The following is a 12,573-nucleotide window of genomic DNA, read 5'->3' on the forward strand; positions in this document are numbered from 1 at the left end:
CATGAGCGAACTTTGCGAGCAATTGCCCTTCAGCTTCGCCCGGCGTTTTGGTGTGTTGCTGGAGCATGACGGCGACGACCTGCGCCTTGTCCTGCGCAACGACGCGCCGCTCACCGCCTTGGCTGAAGCGCGCCGGGTGTGCGGGCCGACGCTGCCGTTTGTCATCGTCGATGTCGAAGATTACGCCTCACGCCTGGCGGCAGCCTATCGCGAGGGGCAAAGCGCGGTGGAGCAGGTAGCCCAAGGGCTGGACGAAGAACTGGACTTGCTCAGCCTGGTCGATCAGGTCCCGCAAACCGCCGATCTGCTGGAACAACAGGGCGATGCGCCGATTATTCGCCTGATCAACGCGCTGCTCGGTGAAGCGGTGCGTGAGCACGCCTCGGACGTGCACCTGGAAACCTTCGAGCAGTACCTGTCGGTGCGCATGCGGGTGGATGGCCAACTGCGTGAAATGCTCAGGCCCAAGCGCGAACTGGCGACGCTGCTGGTGTCGCGGATCAAGGTCATGGCGCGCCTGGACATCGCGGAAAAACGCGTGCCCCAGGATGGGCGAATGGCCTTGCGCCTGGCCGGGCATGAAGTCGATGTGCGGGTCTCGACGCTGCCTTCGGCCCATGGCGAACGGGTGGTGCTGCGCCTGCTCGACAAGCAGGCCGGGCGCCTGGACCTGCATCGGCTGGGCATGCCGGACGATACCCTCGCGGCCCTGCGCCAGTTGCTCGGCAGACCCCACGGCATCCTGTTGGTGACCGGGCCGACCGGTTCCGGCAAGACCACCAGCCTGTACGCCGCGCTGAGCAGTCTGAATGACCAGACCCGCAATATTCTCACGGTCGAAGACCCGATCGAATATCACCTGCCGGGTGTCGGCCAGATGCCGGTCAATCCGAAGGTCGACATGACCTTCGCCCGGGGCCTGCGGGCGATTTTGCGCCAGGACCCGGACGTGGTGATGGTTGGCGAAATCCGTGACCGTGAAACCGCCGAGATCGCTGTCCAGGCTTCCTTGACCGGGCATCTGGTGCTCTCGACCCTGCACACCAACAGCGCGGCCGGCGCGGTCACGCGGCTGGTAGACATGGGCGTCGATGCCTATCTGCTGGCGTCCTCACTGGTGGGCATTCTGGCCCAGCGCCTGCTGCGCACCTTGTGCCCCCATTGCAAGGTTTCGTACATCGCCGACGCGGCGGCCTGCCAACGGCTGGGGCTCGACACGGCCACGCCGCACACCCTGTTCAAAGCCTCGGGATGTGAACAGTGCCAGCATGGCTATAAGGGGCGCATCGGCATTTACGAACTGGTCAACGTGACCCCCGCTGTCTCGGCGCTGATCCATCAGGGCGCCAGTGAGCAAATCCTCATCGACGAAACGCGCAAGGTCTCGCGCAGCCTGTTCCAGGACGGGCGTCAGCGGGTGCAGGAAGGATTGACCAGCCTCGATGAGTTGCTGCGTGTGACGCAGGAGGACTGACCGGTGCCGACCTTCGACTACCGCGCCCACGATTCCCTGGGACGCTCCTGCAAGGGGCGACTGGAGGCCGATGGACCCCGCCATGCGCGACAGTTGTTGCGTGAGCGCGGCTTGTGGCCACGTGTGTTGACCGAAGTCCGGGTCGGCAGTGGCACTGGCAGGCAGCCTCGCAGAGGAAGCCTGAGCGCAGCTGATCTGGCGCTGTTGACGTTGCAACTGTCAACGCTGGTCCAGGCCGGACTGCCCCTTGAGGAAGCGCTCGATGCGGTGGCGAAGCAGAGCTCAAAGCGCAAGGTGGCGAGCTTGCTCTCGGCGGTCAGGAGCCGGGTGATGGAAGGCCACGCCCTGGCCTCGGCGCTGGGGCAATTTCCCCGGGCCTTCCCCGAGTTGTTCCGCGCCACCGTGGCCGCTGGAGAACGCTCGGGGCATCTGGGCCATGTGCTGGAGCAACTGGCGGCCTACACCCAGGCCCGCCAGGCCTCGCGGCAAAAGATCCAGATGGCCCTGGTGTACCCGTTGATCCTGATGTTGGCCAGCCTGGCAATCGTCGGTTTTCTGCTCGGTTATGTGGTGCCGGATGTGGTGAAGATTTTCGTCGACAGCGGCCAGCCGTTGCCCTGGCTGACCCGGGCGCTGATCGGCGTGAGCAACGGCCTGCGCAACCATTTCCTGTTGTTGATGAGCGTGCTGGCGACGCTGTTCGGCCTGTGGCGCTGGAGCTGGCAGCAGCCGCAGTGGCGCCTGCGCTGGCATCGCTGGGTGCTGAGTGCGCCAGTCATCGGTGAAGTGCTGCGTGCCATGGAAGCCGCGCGGTTTGCCAGCACCCTGGCAATCCTCGGCAAAAGTGCCGTGCCGTTGGTGGACGCACTGGAGATTGCCGCCGCGGTCATCGGCAACCTGACCATCCGCGCGCGGATGGTCGATGTCGCCCGCTCCGTCCGCGAAGGCGGAACGCTGACCCGTGGCCTGGAACTGAGCGGCGACATCCCGCCGATGATGCTGCACATGATCGCCAGCGGCGAACGTGCCGGCGAACTCGACCGCATGCTGGCCCGAGCCGCCGAACAACAGGAAAGCAGCCTCGCCGCGCGCATTGCGCTGGTGGTGAGCCTCTTCGAGCCGGCCATGCTGGTGCTGATGGGCGGCGTCGTGCTGCTGATCGTCATGGCCATCCTGCTGCCGATTCTCAGCCTCAACCAATTGGTGAATTGACCCATGCAAACTGTCCGCAGAAACCTTTCCCGCGCGCAACGCGGTTTTACCCTGATCGAAATCATGGTGGTGGTGGTCATCATCGGCGTGCTGGGGGCCATTGTGGTGCCGCAGTTCATGAGTCGCCCCGATCAAGCCAAGGTCACCGCCGCCAGAATCGATATCCAGGCCATCGCCACCGCCCTGGAAATGTATCGCCTCGACAACGCCCATTACCCTTCGACCCAGCAAGGCCTGGAAGCGTTGGTCAAGCGTCCCTCCGGACTGCCCGCGGCACGGGGCTGGAACCCTCAGGGTTACCTCAAGAGCATGCCGGTCGACCCGTGGAGCACGCCTTATCAGTACCTCAATCCGGGTGTGCGATCGGCAGATGGCACTTACGACCTTTTTTCCCTGGGCGCTGATGGCGTTGCGGGCGGCGAAGGGTTTGCAGCCGAAATCGGCAATTGGGGCCATTGATCCGTGGGCTACCGCTGCCGAGGGTTTACCTTGCTGGAATTGATGGTCGTGATTGTCGTGGTCGGCGTCTTACTGGGCATGGTGAGCCTTGCCGGTGGGGGCAGTCCCGCGCGTGAGGTGAAGCAGGAAGCCGAGGTGATGATGCAGGTGATCCATCAGTTGCGTCAGCGCGCCGTGTTCGAAGGTCAAGAGTACGGCCTAAGGCTCAGTACCGATGGCTACCGGGCGATGCGCCTGGAAGTGCGCGGGTGGGAGCCGGTGGCGGCGCTTTCTCGCTGGCCCCTGAACGTGCGCGTACGTTTTCAGCAGGATGGCTATGCGGTAGCGCTGGACGCTGACGAAGGACCGCCGCAGTTGCTGATACTCAGCAACGATGAAACCAGTGCCTTCACCCTGACATTCGAGTCCGGCAACAGGGCCTGGCTGAGCCTGTCTGGCGATGGCCTCGGCGAGGTAACGATCGATGGTTAGCCCGCGATCCCGATCCGCCATGGGCGGTTTCACGCTGCTGGAAATCATGGTGGCGTTGGCGGTCTTCGCGACATTGGCGGCAGCCGTTCTGTCGGCCAGTCAATACGCGGTGAAGCAGCGCGGCGCCGTTGAGGCGCGACTGTTCGCGGCGTGGCTGGCGGATAACCGGTTGAACGAATTGCGCCTGCAATCCGGCCTGGCGGCCGGCCAACTACAACAGATCGTGTCGATGGATCAGCGCGACTGGGTGCTGCAACAGCACATCAGCGCCACCCGCGATCCGCGTTTGCTCCAGGTCGACATTCAGGTCAGCCCGGCGAACAGTGCACACGCCTTGCATCGTGCCAGCGGCTGGATACTCGCGGTTCATGAATAAGCAGCGTGGGTTCACCTTGCTGGAGCTGGTCATCGCCATGGCCATCTTCGCCGTGCTGGGGCTGGCCAGCTGGGGCTTGTTCGATAGCGTGCTGCGAGTGCAACAGGGCGCGACGGCTCACGAGCGAGAACTGAGGAGCCTGCAACGGGCCGTGGCGGTGATCGAGCGGGATCTGCTGCACATCACCGTACAGCCGATGGTGCTCGCACCGGCGCTTTTGCAGTTCCAGCGCAGTCACTGGCGCAATCCTCTGGACCAACCGCGCAGTGAGCGTCAGGCGCTGACCTATCGACTCGATGGCGGCGTGCTGTGGCGCGAAAGCCAGGGCGAAGGTACGGAGTTCGTGCAGCGGCAAAAACTGCTGGAAGGTGTGCGCGAGTTGAGCTGGCGTCTGTTCGACAACCCGTCCGGCTGGGTCGCCCTTTGGCCGGCCGGGGAGGATGCAAAGGCGCCCTTGGCGCTGGAGTTGCAAGTCTCTGTCGGGCGCTTCGAATCGATCCGTCGGGTGTTGCCAATGCCGGGTGCATTGCCATGAACGGGCACCAACGCGGCATTGCGTTGATCAGTGTATTGCTGGTCATGAGCCTGGCACTGCTGATCACCGGTGGCTTGTTGCGCAGCCATCACCTGTCGCTGCAAAGCAGTGGGCAACAGTTGCAGCAGATACAGCTACGGCAACTTGCATCGGGCGGGGAAACCTGGGCGTTGTTGCTGTTGCGCGACGCGTTACAGGACACGAAAAAACCCGTCGAGCGGATTCAAGGCTGGATGGCCATGGCGCCAGGTTTCGAGGTTGAAGATGCGCAGATCCGCATCGATATCGATGACCTCGCCGGGCGCTTCAATCTCAATGCGTTGTTACGCCAGGGGCAGGTGGATCAGGTCACCCTCAACCGTTGGGCGCGCCTGCTCGAGCTGCTCGAACTGCCTCCTGTGCAACTGAGCCAGGTCGGGCCGCTGCGGGAACTCAGCCAGCTGCGCTTGCTGCCCGGCATTGACGCTCGCTTGCTGCAGCGGCTGGAGCCCTGGGTGGCGCTGCTGCCCACCGACACAGCCTTGAACATCAACACCGCACCGGCGCTGCAGTTGAGAACGCTCGGCGAGGTGGATGCCGCGACCGCCGATGCGCTGGCGATTCAGGCCGCAAAAACGCCTTGGGCGAGTGTCCAGGCGTTTACCCAGGACCCATTGCTCTCCGGGCAGGGCTTGAGCAGTCACGGACTTGGCACCCATAGCCGCTGGTATCGGATCAGCGTGCAGGTGAGCCGCGACGGGCGCGAACTGCACCTGGCTACGGATGTCGGGCACGACTCCAAGACTCGAAAACTGACGGTGCTGCAACGACGTTTTCTTCCCATGAATAGCCACGAGAGGCAGCGATGAGCACTTGGCTTTACCTGACCGCCGAGGGGCAGGACGCGCCATCGGGCCTGTGGCCCTGCGTCCTGTGGTCGCCAACCGGTCAACGCCTGCCGATGCCTCTGAATCAGGCGGCCTCGGCATTGCAGGGGCAGGCGGTCGATGTGCTACTGCCCATGGAAATGTGCAGTTGGCTACGCAGCGAGCCATGGCCGGCACGGCGCAGACCCGAGGCGCAGGCCATCGCCTACGCCGTCGAAGATCAACTGGGTGAAGTGCTGGAAGTTGTGCATCTGAGCGTCGGCGCTCGTGATCGTGACGGCTGCTTCCCGGTCATGGTCATTGGCCGGGAAAGGTTGGCCGCCGTGCTCGACTTGCTGCGTGAGGCGGGTATTGAGGTGCGCGGGGTGTTCGTCGATGCCGATGTGTTGTCCGGCGATCAGCCATGCGGTGCATGGTGGTTCGGTCGTTGGTTGTTGGGTGCAGGCTTGCCTGCGCGCCTGGCATTGTCGCAAGACCACCTGGCGCTGCTCGCCCGGTTATTACCCAAGGACATGCAATGGCTGGACGAGCGTGAGGCCCCCGCTGTCATCGACCAATGCCTGACCCACCGTCCAACCCGGGCCATCAACCTGCTGCAAGGCGTGTTCACCCCGCGCGGCAAGCGTCTGCCCTGGCGTGCCGGCGGGTGGGCGCTGTTGATGCTGGCGCTGTTGACCTGGGGTGCCAGTGAAACGCGGATCCGCTTCCTCGACAGCGAAGCTCTCCGTCTCACCACCCAGAATGAACTGCGATTCAAGGCGCTTTACCCTGAGCAAGGCCGCATCGTCGATATGGCAGCGCAACTCAAGGCCCTGCAAAGCCAGCCTGTGGATTCGCAAAACACCCGCATTGCAGGGCTGGTCCAGTTGATTGACCAGGTGATCGGCGCCAGTCCGGTCGAGGTCCAACGCATCGAGTTTCGAGCAGGCGAAGGCTGGAAAATCCAGCTGACCGCCAGCGGCTTTACCGAGCTGGAGCAATTGCGTGAACGCGGACGACAACAAGGCATGCCCGTCCGTCTCGATAGCGCGAACAAAGCCGCTGACCGGGTGCTTGCCACCCTCACCGTGGAGGACGAGGCATGAAGCAGGCATGGCGGCGCATTTCTGTGCGCGAACAACGGCTGTTGCAGGTGTTGGGGGCTTTTTTGCTGGCGGTTGTGGCTTTCAGCCTGATCTGGCAACCGACCCGGCAGAGGCTGGAAACAGTCGAGCGACAATACCAACAGCAGGCGGGGCTGGCCGCGCAACTGCAGCGGGCGTTACCGCGCAGCCATGTCCCCGTCGACACCGATCAACCGCTGTCACTGCGCATCAGCGAAAGCGCCACGGCGGCGGGGCTGGAAATCCGTCAGATGGAGAGCGACAGCGATCTGCTGCGCGTGACCCTCAATGGCAATGCGCAGCCCTTGATGCAGTGGCTCGATGGGATCGAGCGCGGTGGAGTCGCGCTGCAATCCCTGACGCTGGAGAAGCGTGACGATGCCCTGGAGGCGCGGCTGGTGCTCAGATAGGCGAGGTGTTCTGCGGCAACAACGGCAACTTCGCCAGCTTCAACGCGATCAGCAGCGCAATCACCAGCAGCGAACCGATGAACAACCCGATCCCGTTCCACCCGCCCATATGCCAGAACACGCCGCCTGCCGTTCCGGCGATGCTCCCACCGGCGTAATAGCTGAACAAGTACAGCGACGATGCCTGCCCCTTGGCCCTGGTGGCGCGGCGGCCGATCCAGCTGCTGGCCACCGAGTGGGCGCCAAAGAAGCCGAAGGTAAACACCAGCATGCCGATGATCACCAGCGGCAGCGGCGTGAACATCGTCAAAGCGAGGCCAGCGATCATCAGCGCGATGGTGCTCCAGAGCACTTTGCGGCGACCGAGTCTGTCGGCCAGCGAGCCGATTTTCGCTGAGCTGTAGATGCCCGACAGGTACACCACCGACAGCAACCCGACGAAGGCCTGTTCCATGTGGTACGGCGCGGCCAGCAGGCGATAGCCGATGTAGTTGAACAGCGTGACGAACGCGCCCATCAACACAAAGGCTTCAAGAAACAGCAGCGGCAGGCCGGCGTCGCGAAAGTGCATGGTGAAACCGTCGAGCAGGCTGCGCGGGTGCAGCGAGCGGGCACGGAAGTTGCGAGATTCCGGGAGGATTTTCCAGAACACCGCCGCGGCAATCAGCGCCAGGCCACCGATCACCAGCATCGCCGTGTGCCAGCTGACGAAGTCGATCAAAACCCCGGTGATCAAGCGTCCGCTCATCCCGCCAATCGCGTTGCCGCCGATGTACAAACCCATGGCGAGGCCGATGTGCTGTGGGTGGATCTCTTCGCTCAAGTAAGTCATCGCAACCGCAGCCAGACCGCTCAACGACAATCCAATCAGCGCACGCATCAGCAGCACACCGTGCCAGCTCGGCATCATCGCACTGGCCATGGTGCACAGCGCAGCGGCGAACAGTGCTGCCACCATCACCGGTTTACGCCCGATACGGTCGGAAATCGGGCCAGTGATCAGCAGGCCGATGGCAAGCATGCCGGTGGCGATAGACAGGATCAGGCTGCTCTGCGCCGCGTTGATGGAATACTCGTGGGACAGCAGCGGCATCATCGGCTGCACGCAGTAGAGCAGGGCGAAAGTCGCGAAGCCGCCGCAGAACAACGCCAACACCGTGCGCATGAACGCCGGGGTGCCTTTTTCGATGTGGATTTCCGCCAGCTCAGCGGCGATAGCGTCCGGCGCTGCGGGAGGAACTTCATGGGCGAGTGGGGCGACAGCAGTTTTCACGTTGGACCTCGGAGGACGCAGCCGGTCAGGCAATGAAAAAATCATATAGCTGGCTAATGATTCAATCCAATATATTGTTCGACCTATTTGATAGCTTTTACGACCTAATGGGGTTTCCATGGAATTGCGACATCTGCGCTACTTCATCGCCGTCGCCGAAGAACTGCACTTTGGCCGCGCCGCACAGGTACTGGGCATCTCCCAGCCGCCGCTGAGCCAGCAAATTCAGGCGCTGGAACAGGAAGTCGGCGCACGGCTGTTCGAACGTACCAATCGTCGGGTCGAGCTGAGCGAAGCCGGTCGGCTGTTTCTGCAAGAGGCGCGGCTGGTGCTGGCACAGGTCGACAAAGCGGCGGATGTCGCGCGACGGGCGCAACTGGGCGAGTTGGGTGAGCTGAAAATCGGCTTCACCTCGTCGGCACCCTTCAACTCGACGATTCCCCAGGCGATTTTCACTTTCCGCCAGCGCTTCCCGGCGGTGCATCTGAACCTGCGGGAGATGAGCAGCACCCAGGTGGCCGATGCGCTGGTGGACGAATCGATTGAAGTCGGGATCATGCGCCCGCTCGGGCTGCCGGACTGCCTCAGCGTGGTCGAATTGATGCGCGAGCCGCTGGTTGCAGTGCTCAACTCCAAGCACCCGTTGGTAGTGGGTAGCGAGGAGGGCTTGTTTCTGTCAGCCCTGGCGCTTGAGCCCTTTGTGTTTTTTCCGCGTAGCTACGGCAGTGGTCTGTATGCGCAGTTGCTCAGCCTGGCCCGGGACTCCGGTTTCAGTCCACACTTCGCCCAGGAGGCCGGTGAGGCGATGACCATCATTGGGCTTGTGGCCGCAGGTCTTGGTGTATCGGTGCTGCCGGCGTCTTATCAGCGGATGCGCATCGACGGTGTGGTCTACCGCTCGCTGCTCGATCCGGCGGCAGTGTCGGCGGTGTGGCTGGTGCAGCGCAAGGATCAGAAGTCGGCGATGGCGAGGGCGTTTGTGGAGTTGTTGACGCGGAAGGTTGAGGGGAAATAATCGTTAATACGAAAAGCTTGGTGCTCACCTGATGGGCGCTCGCCATTAAGCGATTTGGATTCAGCTTTTTTGAGCGAGTGTAGATGGTGGGGTTGAGCGGTAGGTACGCTATGCATTGTCGTGGCCGTTCGTCTGACGAAATGGTCGTGCTCTGCCATGCCTGATTTTTTGTTGCTGGGTCCGATTTCCGCTTATAGAGAGGAAGGAAGCTGCCGGAGGTGGCATTTTGCACTCGGTATTGTTCGCATGACAATGTGTCCATTAAATACCCTAGCGCATGTCTGACAGGTATCACATATCATTAGGTATCTGCACCGACGACACCGCACACTATGCCCCCTCGTCTCGCGCTCACGATGGGAAGGTCAAGCCTTTTAAAATGCTAGGCACAGGCGATTGTTGATGACATTCAATCCGCATGAAAAATTGATTTATCACATCACGGACATCACAAACCTCTCAGCTATCATGGAGTCTGGGTTGCTTTCTGATGCTGTCATGGCAGCCCGAGGTGGGCATGAAATAATCGGCTATCCCCACATCAAGCAGCGAAGACTTGAAGTCTTAACGGTGGATTGCTGCGACTCAAAATACGTGGGGCAGTTCGTCCCTTTCTATTTTTGTCCGCGCTCTCCTATGCTCTACACTATAAATCTTGGTAATACAGGTAGGGCTGCGGGCTGCCAAACAGAGATTCTCCATCTGGTGAGTACTGTTGGAAATGCGTTGCCTGATGATCGTGATTGGGCCTTCAGCGATGGTAATGCAGGAGCATGCCATACCTCTTTTTATGATGACTTGACCTCAATGGTAGACCTAGATTGGTCAGCGATTAATGCCAGATTTTGGCAAGGTAGGACCCATGAGAAGCAGGCAGAGTTTCTGGTTGAGGAGCACTTTCAATGGAACCGCTTTCATGGCATCGGTTGTCATAACGCAGAGGTAGCGCAGCGGGTAGGTGCGATTTTGCAGCGCTCTGCCCACCGGCCGGAAGTAAAGGTGAAAAATGACTGGTACTACTGACATGATCAAACTTAGCAAAGGCAATCTTCTCAAGGCGCCTGCGGAAGCTTTGGTGAATACAGTCAACACCGAAGGCGTGATGGGCAAAGGAATAGCGTTGCAATTCAAGCAAGCTTTTCCTGAAATGTATAAAAGCTACCAGCAGGCTTGCAAGGATCAGACAGTCATACTTGGAAAGGTACATGTCTATGATTTAGGTGGGTTGGTTGGTGGGCCGCGGTGGATTATTAATTTTCCAACTAAGGGTCATTGGCGGTCAAAAAGTAAGCTGGAAAGCATTCAGCTCGGGCTGGAAGATTTGGTACGGACAGTGAATGACTTACATATCAAATCTATAGCTATTCCGCCGTTAGGCTGTGGATTGGGCGGTTTAGATTGGAGCGAAGTGAAACCAACGATTGAGCAGGCGTTTGCAACTGTGCCGGAAGTTCAGGTTTTACTGTACCCGCCAAACGGTGCGCCTGCGGCTAAGGAAATGCTGAATGCAACGGAGCGTCCAAAAATGACCGATGGTCGAGCAGCTCTTGTAGTGCTGATGCAACAGTACTTGAAGGGTTTTTTGGATCCTTGCGTCAGTCTATTAGAAGTGCATAAGCTTATGTATTTTTTGCAAGAAAGCGGAAAACCATTACGACTTCAGTTCGAACAGAAGCCGTTTGGCCCTTATGCAAAAAACTTGCGTCAAGTATTGATAAAGATTGATGGCCACTTCATTTATGGTTATGGCGATGGTAAGGACGCCCCAACTAAACCACTTGAGCTAAAACCAGAGGCGGTTTCCGAGGCTGTTGAGTTTTTGAAAAACGATGTCGATACCCACAATAAAATGGAGCGAGTTGCAAAGCTAATTGAAGGGTTCGAAGATCCGTATGGTATGGAGTTGCTAAGCACTGTTCATTGGGTAATGTGCCATACGCCATCGGCCAATAATGATCCGGATGTCGCGGTCAGGGCGGTGCAGGATTGGAGTTCTCGAAAAAAATCTCAGATGAAACCTGAACATCTGAAACGTGCATGGAATCGACTCAAAAAACTGAATTGGGATAGTGAATCGAGAAGCAGTGCATCTATAAGTTAGTGTCTATCGATACCTTAATATAGCGCAAGATTTCTTCATTTTGCGCTCTCAAGTCAAACGATTGAAAGCCCCGTAGTTGTGTAACCTACGGGGCATTGTTCGTTTGCTTAAATCCTAGGTTCAACTAGCTTGGCTAAGGTGGCCATGCTGGCCACATGGAAGTTTAGCTCCTTCACCCCCCCCCCCCCGAAAAATGTGTTAGCCGAACGTCTAGGGCGTCGCAGGTGGCTTCGAGTCTCATGGGAACAAAAAAATAGACTTTGGCTTTGCGAGCAGGGAACGGATCCGAAAGAGCAATACGGTAGGGCGAGACATATTTTTACCGCGAGCAAGCTTCCGTGCCAAATTTAAGTGTGTTGGGAGTATGCGTGCGACGAAAATTCAGCGCTGACTGTGGGAGATTTCCGAAATATCTCGTTCCGTTTTCCTCTTAGTTCAGGATATTTCGAAGGGGAAGGAGTTAGCGGACTTTCAGTCTTCGGCGAAGGCCGCGGTTGCGCGCATTGGTATCGATCGGTGTGCGTAATTGTTCGGTATACGTCGGTTTCTATGGACTCCGGTAATCAATGTTAAAGAGCAAAGATGTCATCTTTCCGCGAGGCTACAGCACCTTGCGGTGTTGCCTACAACTACGTCAGAATTCGCCGGCTTGTGCGTCTTTGGGGCTGCCAGTAACTTGAATCGCGTCACTGATTGTCAGTGATCGGGTTTAGTAGCCCGTGGTTTCAGGGCGTATGGCGCATCAGACTGTCAGGTATTCAGTTCCTGCACTTTATGGTGGCTGTGCGTAGGGCGCTTTTGGGCGCGCCGGCTTCCTGATTCCCCGGTCTACTAACCTGCGTACAGCTACCACCCCCTTGTTTAGTAGCTTGGGAGTGGTCGGCATAACTTGGTATTCAGGAAATGGACAAAACGACTCAAAATTCACCGGATACCGATCCGGACGCTCCACACCAACCTAGTACCCTCTTCCTCATAGCCCCCGACATCGACAACCACACCCTACTGGAATACGCCTGTGTGTCGCTGGCATCAGCCAATGCCATGGCGAGTGATTTCGCGAGGAATCTGAACGGAGCGCAGAGCAATACATTGTTGGGGATTCAGCAGTCGATCATGTTGGGGGAGCTGGCGGTGAATCGGGTGTTGGATAACCTCGACTCGCGCTAGTAAATCACGGGTAACTGATCGTTCCCGAAAGGGGCTTGTGAGACTCTGAGGATCCTGGGCAACCAGCCATCGCAGAGCCAGACAGGTCGATGCTGAGTCGACCTGTTT

The 12,573-nt window shown here is 59.4% G+C and carries 14 protein-coding genes; 13 read left to right on the top strand and 1 reads right to left on the bottom strand.

Annotation, left to right across the window (positions count from 1 at the left end):
- Window position 1 precedes the first annotated feature (1 nt).
- From gspE to gspM, 9 genes are read left to right on the top strand one after another with little or no spacing between them, the layout of a single operon-like run.
- A complete protein-coding gene (gspE, locus tag AC1DXW_RS00750) occupies window positions 2–1,474 on the top strand; it encodes a type II secretion system ATPase GspE (RefSeq protein ID WP_477752164.1) in 1,473 nt (490 codons plus the stop codon).
- Window positions 1,475–1,477: 3 nt separating this feature from the next.
- Window positions 1,478–2,686 carry a type II secretion system inner membrane protein GspF gene (gspF, locus tag AC1DXW_RS00755; protein WP_477752163.1) on the top strand — a complete coding sequence of 403 codons (1,209 nt, stop codon included), beginning with the start codon at window positions 1,478–1,480 and terminating at the stop codon, window positions 2,684–2,686.
- Between the two features lie 3 nt (window positions 2,687–2,689).
- Window positions 2,690–3,145, top strand: coding sequence for a type II secretion system major pseudopilin GspG (gene gspG, locus AC1DXW_RS00760; protein WP_477752162.1), 456 nt, complete (start codon window positions 2,690–2,692; stop codon window positions 3,143–3,145).
- A gap of 3 nt (window positions 3,146–3,148) precedes the next feature.
- On the top strand, window positions 3,149–3,616 hold the full coding sequence (gspH, locus tag AC1DXW_RS00765) for a type II secretion system minor pseudopilin GspH (protein WP_477752161.1): 468 nt from the start codon (window positions 3,149–3,151) through the stop codon (window positions 3,614–3,616).
- Window positions 3,609–3,992 carry a type II secretion system minor pseudopilin GspI gene (gene gspI, locus AC1DXW_RS00770; RefSeq protein WP_477752160.1) on the top strand — a complete coding sequence of 128 codons (384 nt, stop codon included), beginning with the start codon at window positions 3,609–3,611 and terminating at the stop codon, window positions 3,990–3,992. Before gspH ends, gspI begins: the two co-directional genes overlap by 8 nt.
- On the top strand, window positions 3,985–4,527 hold the full coding sequence (locus tag AC1DXW_RS00775; RefSeq protein ID WP_477752159.1) for a type II secretion system protein GspJ: 543 nt from the start codon (window positions 3,985–3,987) through the stop codon (window positions 4,525–4,527). Before gspI ends, AC1DXW_RS00775 begins: the two co-directional genes overlap by 8 nt.
- Window positions 4,524–5,375 (top strand): type II secretion system protein GspK, encoded by an 852-nt coding sequence (locus tag AC1DXW_RS00780; protein ID WP_477752158.1) that lies wholly within the window; start codon window positions 4,524–4,526, stop codon window positions 5,373–5,375. Before AC1DXW_RS00775 ends, AC1DXW_RS00780 begins: the two co-directional genes overlap by 4 nt.
- Entirely contained in the window at window positions 5,372–6,478 is a 1,107-nt protein-coding gene (gspL, locus tag AC1DXW_RS00785) for a type II secretion system protein GspL (RefSeq protein WP_477752157.1), read from the top strand. Before AC1DXW_RS00780 ends, gspL begins: the two co-directional genes overlap by 4 nt.
- A complete protein-coding gene (gene gspM / locus AC1DXW_RS00790) occupies window positions 6,475–6,906 on the top strand; it encodes a type II secretion system protein GspM (protein WP_477752156.1) in 432 nt (143 codons plus the stop codon). Before gspL ends, gspM begins: the two co-directional genes overlap by 4 nt.
- Here gspM and AC1DXW_RS00795 read toward each other — a convergent pair.
- Window positions 6,899–8,179: an MFS transporter gene (locus AC1DXW_RS00795; RefSeq protein ID WP_477759710.1), complete on the bottom strand. Its 1,281-nt coding sequence runs from the start codon at window positions 8,177–8,179 to the stop codon at window positions 6,899–6,901. The two genes, gspM and AC1DXW_RS00795, sit on opposite strands and share 8 nt — an antisense overlap.
- Before the next feature lie 118 nt (window positions 8,180–8,297).
- Here AC1DXW_RS00795 and AC1DXW_RS00800 point away from each other — a divergent pair, with 118 nt between their 5' ends.
- The 4 genes from AC1DXW_RS00800 to AC1DXW_RS00815 all read left to right on the top strand — a co-directional run bounded on the left by AC1DXW_RS00800 (window position 8,298) and on the right by AC1DXW_RS00815 (window position 12,465).
- Window positions 8,298–9,194, top strand: a complete 897-nt coding sequence (locus AC1DXW_RS00800; RefSeq protein WP_477752154.1) for a LysR family transcriptional regulator — start codon at window positions 8,298–8,300, stop codon at window positions 9,192–9,194.
- A 402-nt stretch (window positions 9,195–9,596) separates the two neighbouring features.
- Window positions 9,597–10,217: a type II toxin-antitoxin system toxin DNA ADP-ribosyl transferase DarT gene (gene darT / locus AC1DXW_RS00805; RefSeq protein WP_477752153.1), complete on the top strand. Its 621-nt coding sequence runs from the start codon at window positions 9,597–9,599 to the stop codon at window positions 10,215–10,217.
- Between the two features lies 1 nt (window position 10,218).
- Window positions 10,219–11,295, top strand: coding sequence for a type II toxin-antitoxin system antitoxin DNA ADP-ribosyl glycohydrolase DarG (gene darG / locus AC1DXW_RS00810; protein WP_477752152.1), 1,077 nt, complete (start codon window positions 10,219–10,221; stop codon window positions 11,293–11,295).
- 903 nt (window positions 11,296–12,198) lie between these two features.
- Window positions 12,199–12,465, top strand: coding sequence for a DUF6124 family protein (locus AC1DXW_RS00815; RefSeq protein WP_477752151.1), 267 nt, complete (start codon window positions 12,199–12,201; stop codon window positions 12,463–12,465).
- Window positions 12,466–12,573: the final 108 nt, after the last annotated feature.

This window comes from Pseudomonas sp. P4_C4 (genome assembly GCF_056402055.1).

Excerpts from the sequence above, each read along its gene's own strand:
- gspE (WP_477752164.1), top strand. The coding sequence starts at position 2 with ATGAGCGAACTTTGCGAGCAATTGCCCTTCAGCTTCGCCCGGCGTTTT.
- gspG (WP_477752162.1), top strand. The coding sequence starts at position 2,690 with ATGCAAACTGTCCGCAGAAACCTTTCCCGCGCGCAACGCGGTTTTACC.
- gspI (WP_477752160.1), top strand. The coding sequence starts at position 3,609 with ATGGTTAGCCCGCGATCCCGATCCGCCATGGGCGGTTTCACGCTGCTG.
- AC1DXW_RS00775 (WP_477752159.1), top strand. The coding sequence starts at position 3,985 with ATGAATAAGCAGCGTGGGTTCACCTTGCTGGAGCTGGTCATCGCCATG.
- AC1DXW_RS00780 (WP_477752158.1), top strand. The coding sequence starts at position 4,524 with ATGAACGGGCACCAACGCGGCATTGCGTTGATCAGTGTATTGCTGGTC.
- gspL (WP_477752157.1), top strand. The coding sequence starts at position 5,372 with ATGAGCACTTGGCTTTACCTGACCGCCGAGGGGCAGGACGCGCCATCG.
- gspM (WP_477752156.1), top strand. The coding sequence starts at position 6,475 with ATGAAGCAGGCATGGCGGCGCATTTCTGTGCGCGAACAACGGCTGTTG.
- AC1DXW_RS00800 (WP_477752154.1), top strand. The coding sequence starts at position 8,298 with ATGGAATTGCGACATCTGCGCTACTTCATCGCCGTCGCCGAAGAACTG.
- darT (WP_477752153.1), top strand. The coding sequence starts at position 9,597 with ATGACATTCAATCCGCATGAAAAATTGATTTATCACATCACGGACATC.
- darG (WP_477752152.1), top strand. The coding sequence starts at position 10,219 with ATGATCAAACTTAGCAAAGGCAATCTTCTCAAGGCGCCTGCGGAAGCT.
- AC1DXW_RS00815 (WP_477752151.1), top strand. The coding sequence starts at position 12,199 with ATGGACAAAACGACTCAAAATTCACCGGATACCGATCCGGACGCTCCA.